This window comes from Arthrobacter halodurans (assembly GCF_041877255.1).
GTDB classification, from domain to species: Bacteria; Actinomycetota; Actinomycetes; order Actinomycetales; family Micrococcaceae; genus Arthrobacter_N; species Arthrobacter_N halodurans.
Map to the genome: position 1 here is coordinate 209,149 of NZ_JBHDLJ010000006.1, position 18,296 is coordinate 227,444.

19 protein-coding genes are annotated in these 18,296 nt (G+C 71.3%); 16 read left to right on the forward strand and 3 right to left on the reverse strand.

Annotation, left to right across the window (positions count from 1 at the left end):
* The first annotated feature begins 87 nt into the window (after positions 1 to 87).
* The 3 genes from ACETWP_RS09770 (at position 88) to ACETWP_RS09780 (ending at position 3,969) form a co-directional block, all read left to right on the forward strand.
* Entirely contained in the window at positions 88 to 1,596 is a 1,509-nt protein-coding gene (locus ACETWP_RS09770) for a serine hydrolase domain-containing protein (RefSeq protein ID WP_373972042.1), read from the forward strand.
* Positions 1,597 to 1,705: 109 nt separating this feature from the next.
* A complete protein-coding gene (locus tag ACETWP_RS09775) occupies positions 1,706 to 3,184 on the forward strand; it encodes an amino acid ABC transporter substrate-binding protein/permease (RefSeq protein ID WP_373972043.1) in 1,479 nt (492 codons plus the stop codon).
* A gap of 65 nt (positions 3,185 to 3,249) precedes the next feature.
* Positions 3,250 to 3,969, forward strand: a complete 720-nt coding sequence (locus ACETWP_RS09780; RefSeq protein ID WP_373972071.1) for an amino acid ABC transporter ATP-binding protein — start codon at positions 3,250 to 3,252, stop codon at positions 3,967 to 3,969.
* A gap of 162 nt (positions 3,970 to 4,131) precedes the next feature.
* Here ACETWP_RS09780 and ACETWP_RS09785 read toward each other — a convergent pair whose 3' ends face one another.
* Both ACETWP_RS09785 and ACETWP_RS09790 read right to left on the reverse strand, forming a co-directional pair.
* On the reverse strand, positions 4,132 to 4,836 hold the full coding sequence (locus ACETWP_RS09785; RefSeq protein ID WP_373972044.1) for a hypothetical protein: 705 nt from the start codon (positions 4,834 to 4,836) through the stop codon (positions 4,132 to 4,134).
* Positions 4,833 to 5,231, reverse strand: a complete 399-nt coding sequence (locus ACETWP_RS09790; protein WP_373972045.1) for a PadR family transcriptional regulator — start codon at positions 5,229 to 5,231, stop codon at positions 4,833 to 4,835. Before ACETWP_RS09790 ends, ACETWP_RS09785 begins: the two co-directional genes overlap by 4 nt.
* A gap of 139 nt (positions 5,232 to 5,370) precedes the next feature.
* On the opposite strand from ACETWP_RS09790, the gene paaA reads away from it, so the two are divergent.
* Genes paaA through ACETWP_RS09820 form a run of 6 tightly spaced genes read left to right on the forward strand, consistent with a single transcriptional unit; the run spans position 5,371 to position 10,106 of the window.
* Complete coding sequence (gene paaA / locus ACETWP_RS09795) at positions 5,371 to 6,360, forward strand: 1,2-phenylacetyl-CoA epoxidase subunit PaaA (RefSeq protein ID WP_373972046.1); 990 nt, start codon at positions 5,371 to 5,373, stop codon at positions 6,358 to 6,360.
* Between the two features lie 2 nt (positions 6,361 to 6,362).
* Positions 6,363 to 6,689, forward strand: a complete 327-nt coding sequence (gene paaB / locus ACETWP_RS09800) for a 1,2-phenylacetyl-CoA epoxidase subunit PaaB (RefSeq protein ID WP_373972047.1) — start codon at positions 6,363 to 6,365, stop codon at positions 6,687 to 6,689.
* Complete coding sequence (gene paaC / locus ACETWP_RS09805) at positions 6,686 to 7,579, forward strand: 1,2-phenylacetyl-CoA epoxidase subunit PaaC (protein WP_373972048.1); 894 nt, start codon at positions 6,686 to 6,688, stop codon at positions 7,577 to 7,579. The genes paaB and paaC overlap by 4 nt, the downstream gene beginning before the upstream one ends.
* Before the next feature lie 8 nt (positions 7,580 to 7,587).
* Positions 7,588 to 8,076 carry a 1,2-phenylacetyl-CoA epoxidase subunit PaaD gene (gene paaD / locus ACETWP_RS09810; RefSeq protein WP_373972049.1) on the forward strand — a complete coding sequence of 163 codons (489 nt, stop codon included), beginning with the start codon at positions 7,588 to 7,590 and terminating at the stop codon, positions 8,074 to 8,076.
* The gene (gene paaE, locus ACETWP_RS09815; protein WP_373972050.1) at positions 8,073 to 9,287 is read left to right on the forward strand and encodes a 1,2-phenylacetyl-CoA epoxidase subunit PaaE; all 1,215 of its coding nucleotides are present in this window, start codon (positions 8,073 to 8,075) and stop codon (positions 9,285 to 9,287) included. Before paaD ends, paaE begins: the two co-directional genes overlap by 4 nt.
* Before the next feature lie 30 nt (positions 9,288 to 9,317).
* Positions 9,318 to 10,106 carry an enoyl-CoA hydratase/isomerase family protein gene (locus tag ACETWP_RS09820; protein ID WP_373972051.1) on the forward strand — a complete coding sequence of 263 codons (789 nt, stop codon included), beginning with the start codon at positions 9,318 to 9,320 and terminating at the stop codon, positions 10,104 to 10,106.
* A 242-nt stretch (positions 10,107 to 10,348) separates the two neighbouring features.
* Here the strand turns inward: ACETWP_RS09820 and ACETWP_RS09825 are convergent, their stop codons facing one another.
* Positions 10,349 to 10,798 carry an Lrp/AsnC family transcriptional regulator gene (locus ACETWP_RS09825; RefSeq protein ID WP_373972052.1) on the reverse strand — a complete coding sequence of 150 codons (450 nt, stop codon included), beginning with the start codon at positions 10,796 to 10,798 and terminating at the stop codon, positions 10,349 to 10,351.
* Between the two features lie 216 nt (positions 10,799 to 11,014).
* On the opposite strand from ACETWP_RS09825, the gene pdhA reads away from it, so the two are divergent.
* The 7 genes from pdhA to ACETWP_RS09860 all read left to right on the forward strand — a co-directional run.
* The gene (pdhA, locus tag ACETWP_RS09830) at positions 11,015 to 12,274 is read left to right on the forward strand and encodes a pyruvate dehydrogenase (acetyl-transferring) E1 component subunit alpha (protein WP_373972053.1); all 1,260 of its coding nucleotides are present in this window, start codon (positions 11,015 to 11,017) and stop codon (positions 12,272 to 12,274) included.
* A complete protein-coding gene (locus ACETWP_RS09835; protein ID WP_373972054.1) occupies positions 12,271 to 13,371 on the forward strand; it encodes an alpha-ketoacid dehydrogenase subunit beta in 1,101 nt (366 codons plus the stop codon). The genes pdhA and ACETWP_RS09835 overlap by 4 nt, the downstream gene beginning before the upstream one ends.
* A gap of 2 nt (positions 13,372 to 13,373) precedes the next feature.
* Positions 13,374 to 14,918 (forward strand): dihydrolipoamide acetyltransferase family protein, encoded by a 1,545-nt coding sequence (locus tag ACETWP_RS09840; RefSeq protein WP_373972055.1) that lies wholly within the window; start codon positions 13,374 to 13,376, stop codon positions 14,916 to 14,918.
* Positions 14,919 to 14,980: 62 nt separating this feature from the next.
* On the forward strand, positions 14,981 to 15,175 hold the full coding sequence (locus ACETWP_RS09845) for a hypothetical protein (RefSeq protein WP_373972056.1): 195 nt from the start codon (positions 14,981 to 14,983) through the stop codon (positions 15,173 to 15,175).
* A 317-nt stretch (positions 15,176 to 15,492) separates the two neighbouring features.
* Positions 15,493 to 16,344, forward strand: a complete 852-nt coding sequence (locus ACETWP_RS09850) for an MBL fold metallo-hydrolase (RefSeq protein WP_373972057.1) — start codon at positions 15,493 to 15,495, stop codon at positions 16,342 to 16,344.
* 139 nt (positions 16,345 to 16,483) lie between these two features.
* Positions 16,484 to 17,689 carry an MFS transporter gene (locus tag ACETWP_RS09855; RefSeq protein ID WP_373972058.1) on the forward strand — a complete coding sequence of 402 codons (1,206 nt, stop codon included), beginning with the start codon at positions 16,484 to 16,486 and terminating at the stop codon, positions 17,687 to 17,689.
* Positions 17,690 to 18,010: 321 nt separating this feature from the next.
* On the forward strand, positions 18,011 to 18,296 hold a 286-nt coding region (locus tag ACETWP_RS09860), incomplete at its 3' end, for a hypothetical protein (protein ID WP_373972059.1).

The window sequence follows — 18,296 nt, forward strand, 5'->3', positions numbered from 1 at the left end:
CCGTCGGCATGCCCGGCCGTCGGCGGGCCGGTCCGCACCGCGCCGGGGCCGGGAACCCGCCCGAAACGCGGATGGCAGGATGGACCCATGCCCACCACCTCCATCTCTTCCATGTCCGCCCCGAACCCGTCCGCCCCCGGTGCGGACACGGCAAACCCCGCGGCGGCGCCGTGGGAGTCCGTGCTGCGCTACGCCCCGCGCTACCTGGAGTTCCAGCGGGCGTTCGGGCGCCAGCCCGGCTTCCAGGTCGCCGTCGCGGTCGACGGCGCGCCGCTCGGATCGTTCAGCGGGGGATTCGCCGACCTGGGTGACCGTACCCCGATGACCGATCGCCACCTCTTCCGCGTCGCGTCGCATTCGAAGTCGTTCACGGCCACCGCCGTGATGCAGCTGGTCGAGGACAAGGCCCTGCGCCTGGACGACGAGCTCTCCGCGCACCTGCCCGAACTCGCCGGATCGGATCTGGCGGAGGCTACGGTCGGCGAGCTGCTCTCGCACTCCGCCGGCGTCGTGCGCGACGGTGCGGACTCGGACTTCTGGTCGTTGGCCCGTCCCTTCCCCGATCGCGCGGAGCTCGTGGACATGGCCCGGGCCGGACGGGTGGTAGAGCGCAACGAGCGCTTCAAGTACACGAACGTGGGCTACGGGCTCCTCGGCCTGGTCATCGAGGCGGTCACCGGCCGCGGGTACCACGAGCACCTGCGGAGCCGCGTGCTCGAGCCGCTCGGCTTGGCGGACACCGGCCCGGAGCTCGACGCGCGTGCGGCCGAGCTCGCGTCCGGGTACGCGTCGCTCGCGGCCGGCGGCGAGCCGTACGGGCTCGGGCAGCGCGTCCCGATCGACCACATCGACACCGGCGCCCTGGCGGCCGCGACCGGCTTCTACTCCACGGCGACGGACATGGTCCGCTTCTTCTCCGCGCACCTGCCGTCCGCGCCTCTGCCGTCCGCCCATCGGCCCGCGGCGCAGGGCGGCGGCGTGACCGGCGCGTTGCTGAGCGAGGCCGGGAAGCGCCGCATGCGCCGGCGCGTCGAGGAATCGGGCATCCCGGGGCGCGCCTACGGACTGGGCCTGATCCTGGAGGAGGTCCACGGTGCGGCGACTCTGGGACACAGCGGCGGGTATCCGGGGCACAGCACCCGCACCTGGGCCGTGCCGGACACGGGCGTGGTGCTGAGCGTCCTGACGAACGCGGTGGACGGTCCGGCGGCGGCGTGGGGCGAGGCGCTGTTCGCCCTGGCCGGCCTCGCCGCGCGGGACGCGCCGGCGTCGTACGCGGGAGCCTCGGCGGAGGAACTGCGGCGCTTCGAGGGCCGCTTCTCCGGGCTGTGGGGGACGCAGGACATCGTTGAGCTGGGCGGGAAGCTGTTCGCGATCCCGCTCGTCGGCGGCCTGGATCCGGAGCACCTCGTGCCGCTCGAACGCGTGGACGGCACGACGCTGCGCTCCGTGGACCCCAACGGCTTCGGCGGATACGGCGAGACGCTGCGTTTCGAGTTCGACGACGCCGGCGCGGCGGCCGTGCGGGGCCCCGCCGGGATGCGCTCCGTGCGGCACGGGGACTTCCGGCTGCCCGGGCGCGTCAGTCTTCCGTAGGCCGTCGTGCCCGCCGCCGCTTTTCCGCGGACCCGGCCCAGCGCCTAGTCTCGAGGGGAACCCGGCGCGGGCCAACGGCGGCCGCGCCACCACCAGAAGGGCAAACACCTTGCAGACACAGACCCAGGCGCGCGGCCTGCGGCGTCGGACCGGGGCGGTGGTGGCCGCCCTCGCGGCCGTTGCCGCGCTGCTGTTCGGCGCCACGGGCGCAGCGGCCCAACCGGCCGGGCTCCCGGCATCGGCGGAGGGTGAAACCTACGTCATCGGCACGGACACCACGTTCGCGCCGTTCGAGTTCCGCGACTCCTCCGGCGAGATGACCGGCATCGACATGGACCTGATCCGGGCCATCGGCGAGAGCCAGGGCTTCGACGTCGAGATCCGCTCGCTGGGCTTCAACGCGGCGCTCCAGGCGCTGTCCTCCGGCCAGGTCGACGGCGTCATCGCCGGCATGTCCATCACGGACGAACGCCAGGAGATCTACGACTTCTCCGAGCCGTACTTCGAGTCCGGAGTGCAGATGGCCGTCGACGAGAACGACGACGAGACCCGGGGCTACGAGGACCTCGCCGGGAAGACGGTCACCGCCAAGACCGGCTCCGAGGGCGAGGCCTACGCGAAGTCCATCGCCGAGCAGTACGGCTTCACGGTCAACTCCCTTGACCAGTCCGCGACGATGTACGAGCTGGTGAAGTCCGGCAACGCCGTCGCCGTCTTCGACGACTACCCGGTGCTGGCGTACGGCATCGCCCAGAACAACGGCCTGAAGACCGTCACGGACAAGGTGCCGGGCGGGTCGTACGGCTTCGCGGTGGACAAGGGGCAGAACCCCGAGTTGCTCGCGGCGTTCAACGACGGGCTGGCCGAGCTGAAGGCCAGCGGGGAGTACCAGCGGATCCTGGACGAGTACCTCGCGGATCCGGCGGCCGCGCAGCCGTCCACGTTCCTGGACCTGCTCACCAGCTCCATGCCGGCGCTGATGAAGGGCCTCGGGAACACGCTGCTGGTCACGGCGATCTCCTTCGCGCTGGCGATGGTGCTGGGCCTGGTCTTCGGCTTCTTCAAGGTCTCCCGCAATGTCGTGCTGCGGGGCATCGCGACGACGTTCGTGAACATCTTCCGCGGCACGCCGCTGCTGGTCTGGGCCTTCTTCTTCTACTTCGGCATCCCGCAGCTGACGGGCCAGCCCATCAACATCTGGGTGGCCGCGGTGCTGACGCTGTCGCTGAATTCCGCCGCCTACATCACCGAGATCGTGCGCGGATCCATCCAGTCCGTGGACCCCGGACAACTCGAGGCCAGCCGCAGCCTGGGCCTGGGCTACGGCAAGTCCATGCAGAAGGTCGTGGTGCCGCAGGCCTTCAAGATGATGACGCCCTCGCTCATCAACCAGCTGATCATCATGCTCAAGGACAGCTCGCTGCTGCTCGCCATCGGCTTCGCCGAGCTGCTCTACCAGGGGCAGCAGATCTACGCCGCGAACTTCCGGATCACCGAGACGCTGTTCATCGTGGCGGTCATCTACTTCGTGGCGATCATGCTGCTGACCAAGCTGGCCAATGCCGTAGACCGGAGGTTCAACAAGTGAGCGATTCCCAGGCGACACCGCCGAGCCCCGCCCCGGGCCCGGCCGCTGGCACGAAGCCCAGCAAGATCACGGTCCGGGGACTGCACAAGTCCTTCGGTCCCAACGAGGTGCTCAAGGGCATCGACGCCGACGTGGCCGAGGGGGAGGTGGTCTGCGTGATCGGGCCCTCCGGGTCCGGCAAGTCCACCTTCCTGCGCTGCCTGAACAAGCTGGAGGACATCACCGCCGGCCACGTGGTGGTCGACGGCTTCGACCTGGCCGACCCCACGGTGGACATCAACCAGGTCCGCCGCAGCATCGGCATGGTGTTCCAGCACTTCAACCTGTTCCCGCACATGACCGTCGCGGAGAACATCATGCTGGCGCCCGTGGAGCTGAAGAAGGCCACCAAGGCGGAGGCGAGGAAGCAGGCGCTCGAACTGCTGCAGCGTGTCGGCCTGGCCGAGAAGGCCGACGCCCGTCCGGCGTCGCTGTCGGGAGGCCAGAAGCAGCGCGTCGCGATCGCCCGGGCGCTGGCGATGAACCCCGGCATCATGCTCTTCGACGAGGCCACGTCCGCGTTGGACCCGGAAATGGTCGGCGAGGTGCTGCAGGTCATCCGCGATCTGGCCGAGGAAGGCATGACCATGGTGCTCGTGACGCACGAGATGGGCTTCGCCCGCGAGGTCGGCGACCGCGTGCTCTTCATGGCCGACGGCGTGATCTGCGAGGAGGGTTCCCCCGCGGAGCTGTTCGGCAACCCGCGCCAGGCGCGCACGCAGGAGTTCCTTTCCAAGGTCCTGTAGTTCGTGGTCCCGCGGCGGGCCCCGTGATCCGGGGCCCCAGGCACCCAGACACCCAGGCGCGCACGACGGCGGCCGCGTCCCTCGAGCGAAGGGCGCGGCCGCCGTCGTGCGCGGGGTGCCGGGGGTTCCGCACTCCGGGACGCCTCGGAGGTGTCCCCGCGACTACCGCAGCGCCAGCGCGATGAACCAGAAGAACACCGCACCGACCGGCAGGACCCAGTGGCCGGCCACGGCCAGCGCCGTGGCGCCGCGGCCCGGCGTCGGGCCGGTCATCGGATCCACCAGCGGGTCCCCGGCGTCGCGCAGCGTGGCCACCGTGCCGCTGACCGCCGTGGCCAGCAGCACCGCACCGGCCATGGCGGCCACCGTTGCCGACGGGAGCGAGAGCCAGGCGGAGTCCCCCGGACCCGGCGCGACGACGCTGGACAGGACGCCGGCGGCTGCCGCCACGGAGAGGACGCCCGCCAGCACCCACCGGTTGCGCAACAGGGCGTTGAGGTACGCCGGAAGGGCGGCCGCCGCCGCGACGGGCACCAGCAGCAGGAGCACCTGGGGACCCGAGAAGTGCAGCTGTTCGCCGCGGGCGAGGGGGACGAACGTCGAGACCAGGACCAGGAACGCCAGCAGGCCGACCACCGAGCCCGCCACGGCCGCCGCGTCCAGCGCCGGCCCCGCTTTCCGCGGCAGGTCCAGGCTCGCGGCGTAGTCGCGGGCCGGACCGAAGGCCTCGGCCGGCGCCTGGCCGGAGTCCGCGACGAACTCGCGGACCGACGCCGCCGCGTCCCCGATCGCGTCGCCCGGGACGTCGCGGAGCCGCAGCTCCAGGACGAATTCGTCGAACCACTTGCCGTGCGCGGTGCCGTTCATGGTGTTCTCCCGTCGTCGTTCCCGTCCCGCGTGGGGTCCAGGTAGTGGGTGGTGGTGGCGGCGAACCCGCCCCAGCGGCCGCGTTGGGCGTCGAGCTCGGCGCGCCCGGCGTCGGTCAGCGCGAAGTACTTGCGTCCGGGACCGCCGTCGCCGGCCTCCCACCGCGTCCGCACGAGCCCGGCGGACTCGAAGCGGGTCAGGAGCGGGTACAGCGTCCCGCCCTTGACCGTGCCGAGGCCCGCCCGTTCCAGCTCGGCGATGATCGCGTAGCCGTAGGAGGGACCGGCCTCGAGCGCGCGCAGCGCGCACAGGCCCAGCGCGGCGCGCAGCCAGTCGCTGGGCCACGGCCCGCGCCGCCCGGGGCCCTCGTCCGGGGATTGCCGCGATGTCTGCATAACTAGATTGTGTGTCTAACTAGATTGCCTGTCAAGGACCAGCGCCTCCGGGTGTCCGCGGGTGTTGACTGCGGCGGCGCCACCGCATATCCTGAACGAACGGTCAGTAATTCAAACTTGTCACAGTGAGGTGAGCACGATGGGTGCACAGAACGACGCCGGCGGGCATCTTGCCGCCGTCCTGACTCCCGAGGAGCAGGAGGGCCAGGCCCGCTTCGACGCGGTCATCGCCCAGGATTCGCGCATCGAGCCGCGCGACTGGATGCCGGAGGGATACCGCAAGACCCTCACGCGCCAGATCTCCCAGCACGCGCATTCGGAGATCATCGGCATGCAGCCGGAGGCGAACTGGATCACCCGCGCCCCCTCGCTGAAGCGCAAGGCCATCCTCATGGCGAAGGTGCAGGACGAGGCCGGACACGGTCTCTACCTCTACTCGGCGGCCGAGACGCTCGGCACCCCGCGGGACGTGCTCAACGAGCAGCTGCTGTCGGGCAAGGCCAAGTACTCCTCGATCTTCAACTACCCGGCCCGCTCCTGGGCCGACATGGGCGCGATCGGCTGGCTCGTCGACGGCGCCGCCATCGCGAACCAGGTTCCGCTCTGCCGCGCCTCCTACGGCCCGTACGGCCGGGCCATGGTCCGCGTCTGCAAGGAGGAGTCCTTCCACCAGCGGCAGGGCTTCGAGATCCTGCTCGAACTCGCCCACGGCACCGAGGCGCAGAAGAAGATGGCGCAGGACGCCATCAACCGCTTCTACGATCCGGCGCTGATGATGTTCGGCCCGCCGGACAGCGATTCCCCCCACTCCTCGCAGTCCATGCTGTGGAACATCAAGCGCTTCTCCAACGACGAGCTCCGCCAGCGCTTCGTCGGCATGATCGCCGAGCAGGTCAAGGTCCTCGGCCTCACCCTGCCGGATCCTGAGCTGCGCTTCGACGAGGAGACCGGCAAGTGGATCCACAAGGAACTCGACTGGGTCGAGTTCAAGGCGGTCATCGCCGGCAACGGCCCTTGCAACGCCCAGCGCCTCGAACGGCGCCGGGTCGCGCACAGCGAGGGCGCCTGGGTGCGCGAGGCCGCGGCGGCCTACGCCGAGAAGATGGCACGCAAGACGGAGGTGGCCTAGCCATGGCGCAGAACCCCACGGGCCCGAACGCCACCGACGGGGCCGCCGCGGGCGGCTGGCCGCTCTGGGAGGTCTTCGTGCGCTCCTCGCGCGGCCTGTCCCACGTGCACGCCGGTTCCCTGCACGCGCCCGACGCGCAGATGGCCGTGCGCAACGCCCGCGACCTCTACACGCGCCGCAACGAGGGCGTCTCCCTGTGGGTCGTGGCCTCCACGGACATCGTCTCGTCGGACCCCGACGCCAAGGACCAGTTCTTCGAGTCCCCGCAGGGCAAGGACTACCGCCACGCGACCTACTACAAGAAGAGCGAAGGGGTGAAGCACCTGTGAGCGCGCCAGAGACCGACCTGCACGGTTCCCACGGGGGCCACGCCGCCGACCACAGCCTGGACAGCTTCGGCGACGCGTCCGCCTCGGCCACCCGCGTCACCCCGGGCAACGCGCTGCGTCCCGAGGACATCCAGCTCCAGCAGGACCGGCCCTCGGACGCCGTGGCGCGCTACGCCGTCCGCCTCGGCGACGACGCGCTGATCCTGGCGCAGCGTCTCTCCCACTGGATCTCCCGCGGTCCGGAACTGGAGGAGGACATCGCCCTGGGCAACATCGCCCTGGACCAGCTCGGGCACGCCCGGTCGTTCCTCAGCTACGCCGGCCTGGCGTGGGACAAGTCGGAGGACGACCTCGCGTATTGGCGCGAGGAGGAGGACTTCCGCTCGCTGCACATCGTCGAGCAGCCGAACGGGGACTTCGCGGCCACCATCGCGCGGGAGCTCATCGTCTCCATCTACCAGCACCTGCTCTACACCCGCCTGCTGGATTCCAGCGACGCCACCATCGCGGCCATCAGTGCGAAGGCGGTCAAGGAGGTCGACTACCACCGCGACCACGCCATCCAGTGGACGCTGCGGCTCGGCCAGGGCACCGAGGAGTCGGCCCGGCGCATGCGCCACGCGCTGACCACGCTGTGGCCGTTCGTCGAGGAGATCTTCCTCGACGAGCCGCTGCACGCGGAGCTCGGCGACGCCGGCGTAGCCCCCTCGACGCTCAGGGACGAGTGGGAGCGCGAGTTCTCGGCCGTCCTGGACGAGGCGGGCCTCGAGATCCCGACGGTCCCGTTCGCGATGTGCGGTGGCCGCCTGGGCGAGCACTCCGAGCACCTCGGCTTCATCCTGGCCGAGATGCAGGTCCTCGCCCGCAAGCACCCCGGCGCGAGCTGGTAGGGGTCACCGTGTCCGCCACCGCGTCGGAACTGCTCCGCATCGCCTCGAGTGTCACCGATCCGGAGATTCCCGTCCTCACCATCGAGGACCTCGGCATCCTCCGCGGGGTCGAGGCGGAGGGCGAGGACGGCGTCGTCGTCACCATCACGCCCACCTACTCGGGCTGCCCGGCGATGGACGCCATCCGGGAGGACCTGGAGAAGGCCTTCGGCGAGGCCGGCTTCGGCCGGGTCCGCGTGAACCTCGTGCTCTCGCCGGCCTGGACGACCGACTGGATGAGCGAGTCCGGGAAGGCCAAGCTCGAGGAATACGGGATCGCGCCGCCCACGGGCAAGGGGCACCGCGGCCCGGTGACCCTCGGCCTCACGGTCAAGTGCCCCCGTTGCCATTCGCTCAACACCCGAGAACTCTCCCGCTTCGGTTCCACCTCCTGCAAGGCGCTGTACCAGTGCCGGGACTGCCTGGAACCCTTCGACTACTTCAAGGTGCTCTCATGACAGAAACCAGCGCATTCGCGACCGCGGCAACCCCCGGCGCCCCGTCCGACGGCGACGCGGCCGTCCCGGAGGCGCGGCGCCGCGCGGCGTTCCACACGCTGAAGGTGTCCGAGGTCCGTCGGCTCACCGCCGACGCCATCGAGGTCACGTTCGCGGTGCCCTCCGACCTCGAGGGCGAGTACGACTACCTCCCGGGGCAGTACGTGGCGCTCCGCAAGGAGCTCGCCGACGCGGAGGGAAACCTCCACGAGGTCCGGCGCAGCTACTCCATCTGCGCCGAGCCGCGGCCCGGCGAGATCAAGGTCGCCATCAAGCGGGACCTCGGCGGCCTGTTCTCCACGTGGGCGAACGAGAGCCTGGCGGCCGGCGAAGAGATGGACGTCATGAGCCCCTCCGGCGCATTCATCTCCAAGCACAAGATGACGGGCCTGAACGACCCCGGCTCCATCGACACGGACCGCGACCACGTCTTCGTCGCGGTCGCCGCGGGCTCCGGCATCACGCCGGTCCTGGCGATCGCGCGGACGGTGCTGGCCGCGAACGAGAACGTGCACTTCGATCTGGTCTACGCCAACAAGGCCGCCATGGACGTCATGTTCCTCGAGGAGCTGGCGGACCTGAAGGACCGCTACCCCGCGCGGTTCGCGCTGCACCACGTCCTGTCCCGCGAGCAGCGCATCTCGCCGCTGCTGTCCGGACGGATCGACTCCGAGAAGCTGACCACCCTGCTGGGGTCCGTCATCCGGACCGACCAGGTCGACGAGTGGTTCCTCTGCGGCCCCTTCGAGCTGGTGCAGCTGGTGCGCGACAACCTCGCCGCCCAGGACGTGGACCCGGAGAAGGTGCGCTTCGAGCTCTTCACCACCGGGCAGCCGACGCGTCCCGAGGGCCACGTCGGACGCCCCGTCGTCGAAGACGCCGGCGGGCAGAACTTCGAGATCGAATTCCGCCTCGACGGGCTGCAGGGCCAGGTCAAGAGCCCGGTGTCGGCCCGCGAGACGATCCTCAACGCGGCGCTGCGCGTCCGCCCGGACGTCCCGTTCGCGTGCGCCGGCGGCGTCTGCGGCACCTGCCGCGCCAAACTGGTCTCCGGCACCGTGGAGATGGACGAGAACTACGCCCTGGAGCCGGACGAGGTCGCCGCCGGATTCGTGCTGACCTGCCAGTCCCACCCCACCAGCGACGCCGTGTCCGTCGATTTCGACGCCTAGGCCGCGTCGCCGATTCCCCGGAAGGAACCCATGATCGACCTGAAGATCGCCGACGGCGTCGCCGAGGTGGTGCTCAACGCGCCCGAGAAGATGAACGCGCTCGACGAGGCCGCGCTGGCGGGTCTCGCGTCGGCGTACGACGACGCCGCGGCGGCCGCCGCGCGCGGCGAGGTCCGGGCGCTGCTGCTGCGCGGCGAGGGGCGCGGCTTCTGCGCCGGCCGGGACATCTCCGGGGTCGTGCCCGCGGACGACGACGTCCAGGGATACCTCGGCGGGCTGGTGGAACCGCTGCTGCGCAAGATGTCGGCGTTCCCCGCGCCCACCTTCGCCGCCGTCCAGGGGGCGTGCCTCGGTGTCGGCCTCGGGCTGGCCATCGCGACCGACGTCGTCTACGTGGCGGACAACGCCAAGATCGGCTCGCCGTTCGCGAACCTCGGCGCGACCCTCGACTCGGGCGGGCACTGGCTGTTCACCGAGCGGCTCGGGGCGCACCGGACCCTGGACCTGATCTACACCGCCGAGCTCATGGGCGGCGCCGAGGCCGTGCGGTCGGGGCTGTTCAGCCGCGCAATGCCCGCCGACGAACTGCTGGAGTCCACGCGGGCCATCGTGGCGCGAGCCGCGTCCGGCGCCACCGGCGCCTTCGTGGCCTCCAAGGAGCTGGTGGCGGCCATCCGCGACCGCCGGCTGGGGCTGTGGGAGTCGATGGCGGAGGAGAACGCCGCCCAGGCCGAGCTCTGCGGCAGCGCGGACTACGCCGAGGGGTTCAAGGCGTTCCAGGAGAAGCGGAAGCCCGTCTTCCGCGGCGCCGCCACGTAACCCGCGCGGGCGTCACAATCGGGGGAGCCCCGACGCGTGGCCCACCGGTCCGCGCCGGGTCGGTAGCATGGTCGGACGCGGTCGACGCGCCTCGCGGCGCGCCACCGCGGCGGTCTGGCCGACCGGCCGGGAAGAGGGCCATATGGGGGTCGCGGCGCGAGCCGTTCCAGCCCGGTCAGCGCGCCAGACGCCATCAGGAGGCGCCGCCGGACCCGTCCGGCGGCGCGGTGGTGGTGGGTGGATCAGCGGGTGTCGACGTCCTCGAAGATCAGGAACGTCTGCGTGTCCAGGACACCGGGCATCGATTGCAGCTTGTCGAAGATCACCCGGCGCAGGTCCACGTTGTCCCGCGCGCGCACCAGCAGGATGACGTCGAAGTTCCCGCCCACGAGCCCGATGTGGTGCACCTCCGGGATCGCGGCCAGCCGCTCGCGCAGCTCCCGCCACGAGTGCTGGCGCAGCTTCAGCGTGACGTACGCGGACGAGCGGAGCCCGGCGCGCACCGGGTCCACCACCGCCGTGTAGCGCGTGATGACCCCCTCCTCCTGCAGCCGATTGATCCGCGAATACGCGTGCGCGCGGGAGACGTGCACGTTCTGCGCCACCGTGGTGACCGACTGGCGCCCGTCGCGCGTCAACTCCGCGATGATGCGCTGGTCGACGTCGTCCAGCGGCACGGGAGTCGCTTCCATGGGGTCCTTTCGCAAGGGGCGTCCACGCGTTCGCGGTGTTGCCCGGCTCACAATATCGTTTCGTCCACCAGAATAGGCCGTGGATTCTCAAATATCCACGATTCGGCCGAAAGCTGGATACGAACCGTGCGTTTTCAGCATACTTGAGGCGAGAATTGCCGTGGAGTGTGGCTTGAGTCACGCCACGGCCGGAAGCCACGCATAGAGGGGATCATCATGACCCAGCCGGAGCAGACACGGGACCCGGGGACGCCGGCGGCGTCCGCCGCCGACGGCGTCGCCCGACAGGCGCACACCCGCGCCCACCACGCCGCGCACGCACACGGTACCGCGGTCGACGAGGCCTGCCGGAACTTCGGCATCACGGTCGAGGACTACCTCCTCCCCGCGCGGGGGCAGATCCAGATCGTGGACGAGTCCGGCCGGCGCCGCGCGGTCGAGGACCAGGGCACGGCCCCCGGCCACGAGTACCCGCTGCCCTCGGACGAGGCGCTGCTGCGCGGCTACGAGCAGCTGGTCGTCGGCCGCCGCGTCAATGACCAGAACTCGGCGTTGGTGCGGCAGGGCCGCATGGCCGTGTACCCCTCCAGCCACGGCCAGGAGGCGTGCCAGGTGGCGGCCGCCCTCTGCCTGGGCGAGGGCGACTGGATGTTCCCCACCTACCGCGACTCCGTCGCCGTGATGTCCAAGGGCGTCGACCCGGTGGAGACCATGGTCCTGTTCCGCGGCGACTGGCACGGCGGCTACGATCCGGCCAAGTACAAGGTCGGCATCCAGTGCACCCCGCTGACCACCCAGCTCCTGCACGCGGTCGGGGTCGCGCACGCGGCCAAGCTGCGCGGCGAGGACACCGTGGTCCTCGCCATGTGCGGCGACGGCGCGACCAGCGAGGGCGACTTCCACGAGGCCCTGAACTTCGCCGCCGTCTTCAACCTCCCCGTGGTCTTCTTCGTGCAGAACAACCAGTACGCGATCTCGGTGCCGCTGGCGCAGCAGTCCGTCGCGCCCTCGCTGGCCCACAAGGCCGTCGGCTACGGCATGGCCGGGGAACGCGTCGACGGCAACGACCTGGTGGCCCTCATGGCGGTCCTCGGCCGCGCTGTCGAGCTGGCCCGCGCGGGCTCCGGCCCGTTGCTGGTCGAGGCGCACACCTACCGCATGCAGGCGCACACCAACGCCGACGACGCCACGCGCTACCGCGAGGATGCGGAGGTCCAGGCCTGGATGGCGAAGGATCCGCTGGCACGGATGAAGACCTACCTGCAGGACCAGGGCCTGCTCGACGACGCCGAGACGGCACGCATCGCGGCCGCGGCCGAGGACGTCGCCACCCGTCTGCGCGACGGACTCAACGAGGACGTCGAGGTCGATCCGCTGGACCTCTTCCGCTTCGTCTTCAACACCCCGACCCCCCAGCTGGCCGAGCAGTCCGCACGGCTCGCCGAGGAACTCTCCCGAGAGGAGGCCGCCAAATGAGCCCCCACGTCACCACCTCGTCCGTGGCCAACGGCAACGTCAGCGCCGCCACCGCCCGCGCGGCGGCGCGCGGGGCCGAGACCGCGCCGGGACCGCGCCCGACGACGTTCGCCAAATCCCTGAACACCGCGCTGGCCGACGCGCTGGCGGCCGACCCCGCCGTCGTCCTCTTCGGCGAGGACATCGGCACCCTGGGCGGCGTCTTCCGCGTCACGGACGGCCTGACGGCGCGCTTCGGCGAGACGCGCTGCTTCGACACGCCGCTGGCCGAGTCCGGCATCGTCGGCATGGCGATCGGCATGGCGATGAACGGGATGCGCCCCGTCGTCGAGATGCAGTTCGACGCCTTCGCCTACCCGGCCCTGGAGCAGATCTTCTCGCACGTGGCGAAGATGCATAACCGCACCCGCGGCGCCGTGAAGATGCCCATGGTCATCCGTGTCCCGTACGCGGGCGGCATCGGCGGCGTCGAGCACCACTGCGACTCCTCGGAGTCGTACTACGCCCACACTCCCGGCCTGAAGGTCTTCACGCCGGCCACGGTCGCCGACGCCTACCGGATGCTCCGCGAGGCCATCGACTCCGACGACCCGGTCCTGTTCATGGAGCCGAAGAAGCTCTACTGGTCCAAGGAGTCCCTGGACCTGGACGTCCTGCGCTCCGAGTACGACGCCGGGGAGGCCGCGGCGACCGAGGGGCGCGCGGCCGTCGCCCGCAGCGGCACCGACGCGACGCTGATCGCCTACGGTCCGTCCGTGCCGACCGCGCTCGCCGCGGCCGCCGCGGCCGCCGAGGAGGGGCGCTCGATCGAGGTCATCGACGTGCGCAGCATCGTGCCGTTCGACGACGAGACGGTCTGCGCCTCGGTGCGCAAGACCGGCCGCGCCGTCGTCGTCGCCGAGACGCCGGGCTTCGCCTCCGTGGCGAGCGAGATCGTCGCCCGGGTCCAGGAGCGGTGCTTCCACTCGCTGGCGGCGCCCGTCCTGCGGGTCACCGGCTTCGACGTGCCGTTCCCGGCGCCGAAGCTGGAGCACCACTTCCTGCCGAGCGTCGACCGAATCCTCGACGCCGTCGACGAACTGCAGTGGGAGGACTGACCGTGGCCGTGAAGACATTCCTGCTCCCGGATCTGGGGGAGGGCCTGACCGAGGCCGAGCTGGTGGCATGGCTGGTCGAGGTCGGCCAGACCGTCGCCGTCGACCAGCCGATCGCCGAGGTGGAGACCGCCAAGTCCATGGTGGAGGTGCCCAGCCCGTTCGCCGGGGTCGTCCACCAGCTCTTCGGGGCGGCGGGGGACACCATGGACGTCGGCAAGCCGTTGATCTCCGTCGCCGACGGGATGGGCGAGCCGGGTGACGCCGCCGACGGCGGACCCGCCGAGACCGCGGTGAGCTACCGCGAGGAGGAGCGCGCCGGCGCGACCCCGCCGCCCGTCGAGGTGGCGGAGTCGGGATCGGGCAACGTGCTGATCGGCTACGGCACCCCCGGCGGGTCCGGCGCCACGGGACGCACCCGGCGCCCGAAGGGCCGCGCGTCGGCGGTCCCGGCCGCGACGCCGCCCGCCGCGCAGCCGGCGTCGCCCGCCGCGACGCCGCCCGCCGCGACACCGCCCGCCGCGACACCGCCCCCCGCGGCTGTCCGCACGGGCGAATCCCCGGTGCGCCGCCCAGGCGCCGCTCCGCTCGTCGTGTCCCCGATCGTGCGCAAGCTCGCGCGTGAACGCGGCATCGACGTCGGCTCGGTGTCCGGTTCCGGCGCCGGCGGCATGGTGCTGCGCCGGGACGTCGAGGAGCTGATCTCCGGCTCCTCGAACGGGGCGGTGCGGGCCCCCGAGCCGCCGGCCCCGCAGTCGGCGGTTGCGTCGTCGTCCCCTTCCCCGGCTTCCGCCGGGACGTCCCCGGCCGCGTTCGCCGGTCCGGCGGACGCCCGCTCCGGACTCGGCGTCGCAGCGCGCACCCCGCTCAAGGGCGTGCGCAAGACCATCGCCCAGGCGATGACCCGGTCCCGTTCGGAGATCCCCGAGGCGACCGTGTGGGTCGACGTCGACGCCACCGCGCTGCTGGACCTGCGCGCGGCGCTCAAGGCGGCGGACCCGGCCGGCACGCCCGGGCTGCTGGCCTTCATCGCGCGCTTTGTGCTCGCCGGCCTCGCGAAATACCCGGAGCTGAACACCCGCGTGGAGACCGCGGCCGACGGCAGCCAGGAGATCGTCGCGTTCGACGGCGTCAATCTGGGCTTCGCGGCGCAGACCGACCGCGGCCTCATGGTTCCGAGCATCCGCGAGGCCAACAAGCTGAGCGCGCGTGGGCTCGACGCGGAGCTGAAGCGGCTCACCGGCGTCGTCCGCGACGGCAAGGCCACGCCGCAGGAACTCACGAGCGGCACGTTCACGCTGAACAACTACGGAGTGTTCGGGGTCGACGGATCGGCCGCGATCATCAACTACCCCGAGGCGGCGATTCTCGGCGTCGGGCGCATCATCGACCGCCCGTGGGTTGTCGACGGGCAGCTGGCCGTGCGCAAGGTCACCGAGCTGACCCTGACGTTCGACCACCGCGTGTGCGACGGTGGCACCGCCGGCGGATTCCTGCGCTACGTGGCCGATGCCATCGAGAATCCGGGAGCCGTGCTGGCGGACCTCTAACCACGGGGCGCCGGGTTGTTGGGGGTCTTCTCCCCGGTCGGCGGCGGTCCTACGCTTGAGGCATGGAAGCACTTCCTGTCGCCTACGAGCAGTACCTGGCCACGCTGGACGAGCACACCGCGCACGCCCTGCGGCCCGCGTTCCTCGAGTCCGTGTCCGAGCACGAATTCGGCGTCCTGGTTCGGGGGGTCGGTTCGCACCACGCCCAGGCACTGGTCGACGAGCGGATCCCCTACGGCCAGGTGCGCGTGGCCTGAGCACGGCGAACCCAGCCCGACGGCGTGGGCCGGCGGGCGGGGAGCGGTGCGTCCGGCGCCTCCCGGGAAGGGCCGGACGGCGGGCCCGGCGGGCCCGGCGGGCCCGGCGGCGCCCCCGGTCCGTCTCCCCGCCACGGCCCGCGCGTCACGTCTTGGTCTCGGCGTGCCCCGGCGTCGTGCCACGGCCTGCCGCGGGGATCGCGGAACGACTAGGCTCAACGGACAGTCACAAAGACGGTGTCAAAACGATAGTGGTGCGCGTCGGTGGGCGTCACCGGGGGAGGGCTCGTCGTGGAGCCCGCGGCGAAAGGCGAACGATGGTGGTCAACGCGGCCGAAGCGGTCTGGCGGCACGTCGGGGAGCGGACGTGGGTCCTCCGGCTCGACGGGTACGGCGTCAACGCGGGTCTCATCCTCGGGGACGACCTGGCCGCGGTCGTCGACACCGGGGCCGGACCCTCGAACGCCGCCACGCTCTACGCGGCCGTCCGGGAGGTGACGGACCTGCCGCTGGTCGTGATCAACACCCACGCCCACGGCGACCACTTCTTCGGCAACGCCTACTTCAGGGCCCGAGGGGTGGAGGACATCTGGGCGCACGGGGTGGCGGCCGACGAGATTGCGGCACACGGCGAGGACCAGCGGCCGCTCGTGAAGGCCATCGACCCCGCCATGGCGTCCGGGTCCGGGGAGTGGACGGAAATCGCCGCGCCGAACCGGCGCGTCCAGGAACACCCCGTCGACCTCCACCTGGGCGGCCACACGGTGACGCTTTTCCACCTCGGCCGTGGCCACACGGCCGGCGACCTGCTGGTGGGCTCCGGCAACGTGCTGTTCGCGGGGGATCTGGTGGAGGAGGGGGCACACCCGTCCTTCGAGGACTCGTACCCCTACGAGTGGCAGCGGGTGCTGGGCAAGATCATCGCCATCGACGAGCTGTACACGTGCATCGTGCCCGGCCACGGCGAGCCCGTGGATCCCGACTTCGTCCGCACGCAGTTCCATAAGCTGCGCCAGGCCATCAAGACCTGCTCCACGGCGATCCACGAGTATTCGGTGGACTACACGAAGGCCATCCCCGTGTTGCCGTACGGGCCCATCCAGTCGCGGCACCTGATCCTGCGTATGAAGGCCACGGGGCCGAGCCGCGCGCACAGCATCCCCCGCTGAGCGGGTGTGCCGGCCTCCGCTGACAAGCCCTTCGGGTGGTGCCCGGAGCCTCGGGTGGCCCGGCTGACTAGCACTTCTGTGCGGTGCGTTGCGCCTTGGGTGGCCCGGGAACACCTCACCTCGCGCGTAGGATAACCGGGTGACTTCCGGCGACTTCAGACTCAGGGACCTGGGCTTCCGGGTTTACGGGCCGTCCCTGCTCTACGCCGTCGGACTCGGTTCGGTGATGCCGGTCATCGCGCTAAGCGCGCGCGAGCTGGGGGCCTCCATCGCCGTGGCCGCGCTCGTCATCACGCTCGTCGGCGTCGGATCGCTTCTGACCAACGTTCCCGCGTCCCTCCTCACCTCGCGTTTCGGTGAGCGCCGGGCGATGATCGGTGCCGCGGCCTGGGCCACCTGCGGGATGGCCCTCGCGCTCGCCGCGACGCACCTGGTGGCGTACGGCGCCGGAATCCTCATGATCGGCATGGCCGGCTCCGTGTTCAACCTCGCGCGGCAAAGCTACCTGACCGAGGCCGTCCCGATGAGCCACCGCGCCCGGGCCATGTCGCTGCTCGGCGGAACCATGCGGATCGGCGTCTTCATCGGCCCCTTTGCCGCCGCGGCGGCCATGGTGTGGCTCGGGCTGTCGGGGGCGTACTGGGTGGGGCTCGCCGCCTTCGTCGCCGCCACGCTGGTCAGCGTGCGCATCCCGGAGTTGGCCAGCCGGCGAGGCGCGGGCGGCCGGGTGGGCTGGGACGACGGCGCCGCGGCCCAGCCGACGATCCGCGCCATCGCCGCCGCCCACGCCCGGACCTTCCTGACGCTCGGCATCGGCGTGCTGCTGATCTCGGCTGTCCGGTCCACGCGGCAGGCGGTGATCCCGCTGTGGTCGGAACAGCTGGGGCTCGATCCGGCCACCGCGTCGCTGATCTACGGCATGTCGGGGGCGATCGACATGCTGGTCTTCTACCCGGCAGGCAAGGTGATGGACCGCAAGGGCCGCGCGTGGGTCGCCGTCCCGTGCCTCGTGATCATGGGTGTCGCCTTGGTGCTGCTCCCGTTCACCGGTCAGGCGTGGAGCCTGCTCCTCGTGGCCATGCTGCTCGGATTCGGCAACGGGATCGGCTCGGGAATCGTCATGACGCTTGGCGCGGACCACTCGCCCCGGCGGGGCCGGCCCCAGTTCCTCGGCTTCTGGCGGCTACTGTCCGACACCGGGGTCATGGCCGGTCCGGCCGTGCTGTCCGCCGTGACCGCGGTCGCGGCGTTGTCGGCCGGGGTCTGGGCGGTCGCGGCGCTCTCCTTCGTCGGTGCGGCTGCCTTCGGGTACTTCATCCCGCGGACCAAGCCACCGGAGGAATGAGCGCCAGCCGACGCTGTGCTCGTGGATGACGGCGAGGGCCGCGCGGCCATCTGGCTGGGACCGCGCAGTGGAAGTAGCGGAACGGGACTCGAAACGATGTCCGGGAGAGGGGTGCCTCCAAGGGGAACTGTCGCCCGGCCGGGCCGACGTCGCGGCCAACGTACCGACGGTATTCGCGTATCCGGTCCTGCCAGCCGAGACCCCGAGAGGTTCTCGAATCGCCGTGACTGACTTGCCCTCCACAGGGACGGTAGCGATTCACTTATCCACTTGAGTGACCCTCCAAGCCCCGGTAACGTAGATAGATTCTAGTCTTGGTTCATGGCTATCGAACCCGTGGACGGCACCGCGCATCCCGTGCGCGCGGGCGTGTCGGGGCCGGGTTCCTCCCCTGAACCGGCGTCCGTCGTCGGCCGGGCCGCGGGGCCCGCCTGCCCGCCCGACAGTCCCGCCGCCGGGTCCGCCGCGCCCGGCGCTCCGGGCGCGCCCGGTCCCGCGGCTTGTCCCGCGGGCGCGGCGCCCGTTGCGGTGCCGGTTGCCGTGCCGCGCTCCGGCGCCGGAGGCGCGCCCACGGTGCCCGGATCCGCCGTGGGGTCCTCGATGGTGC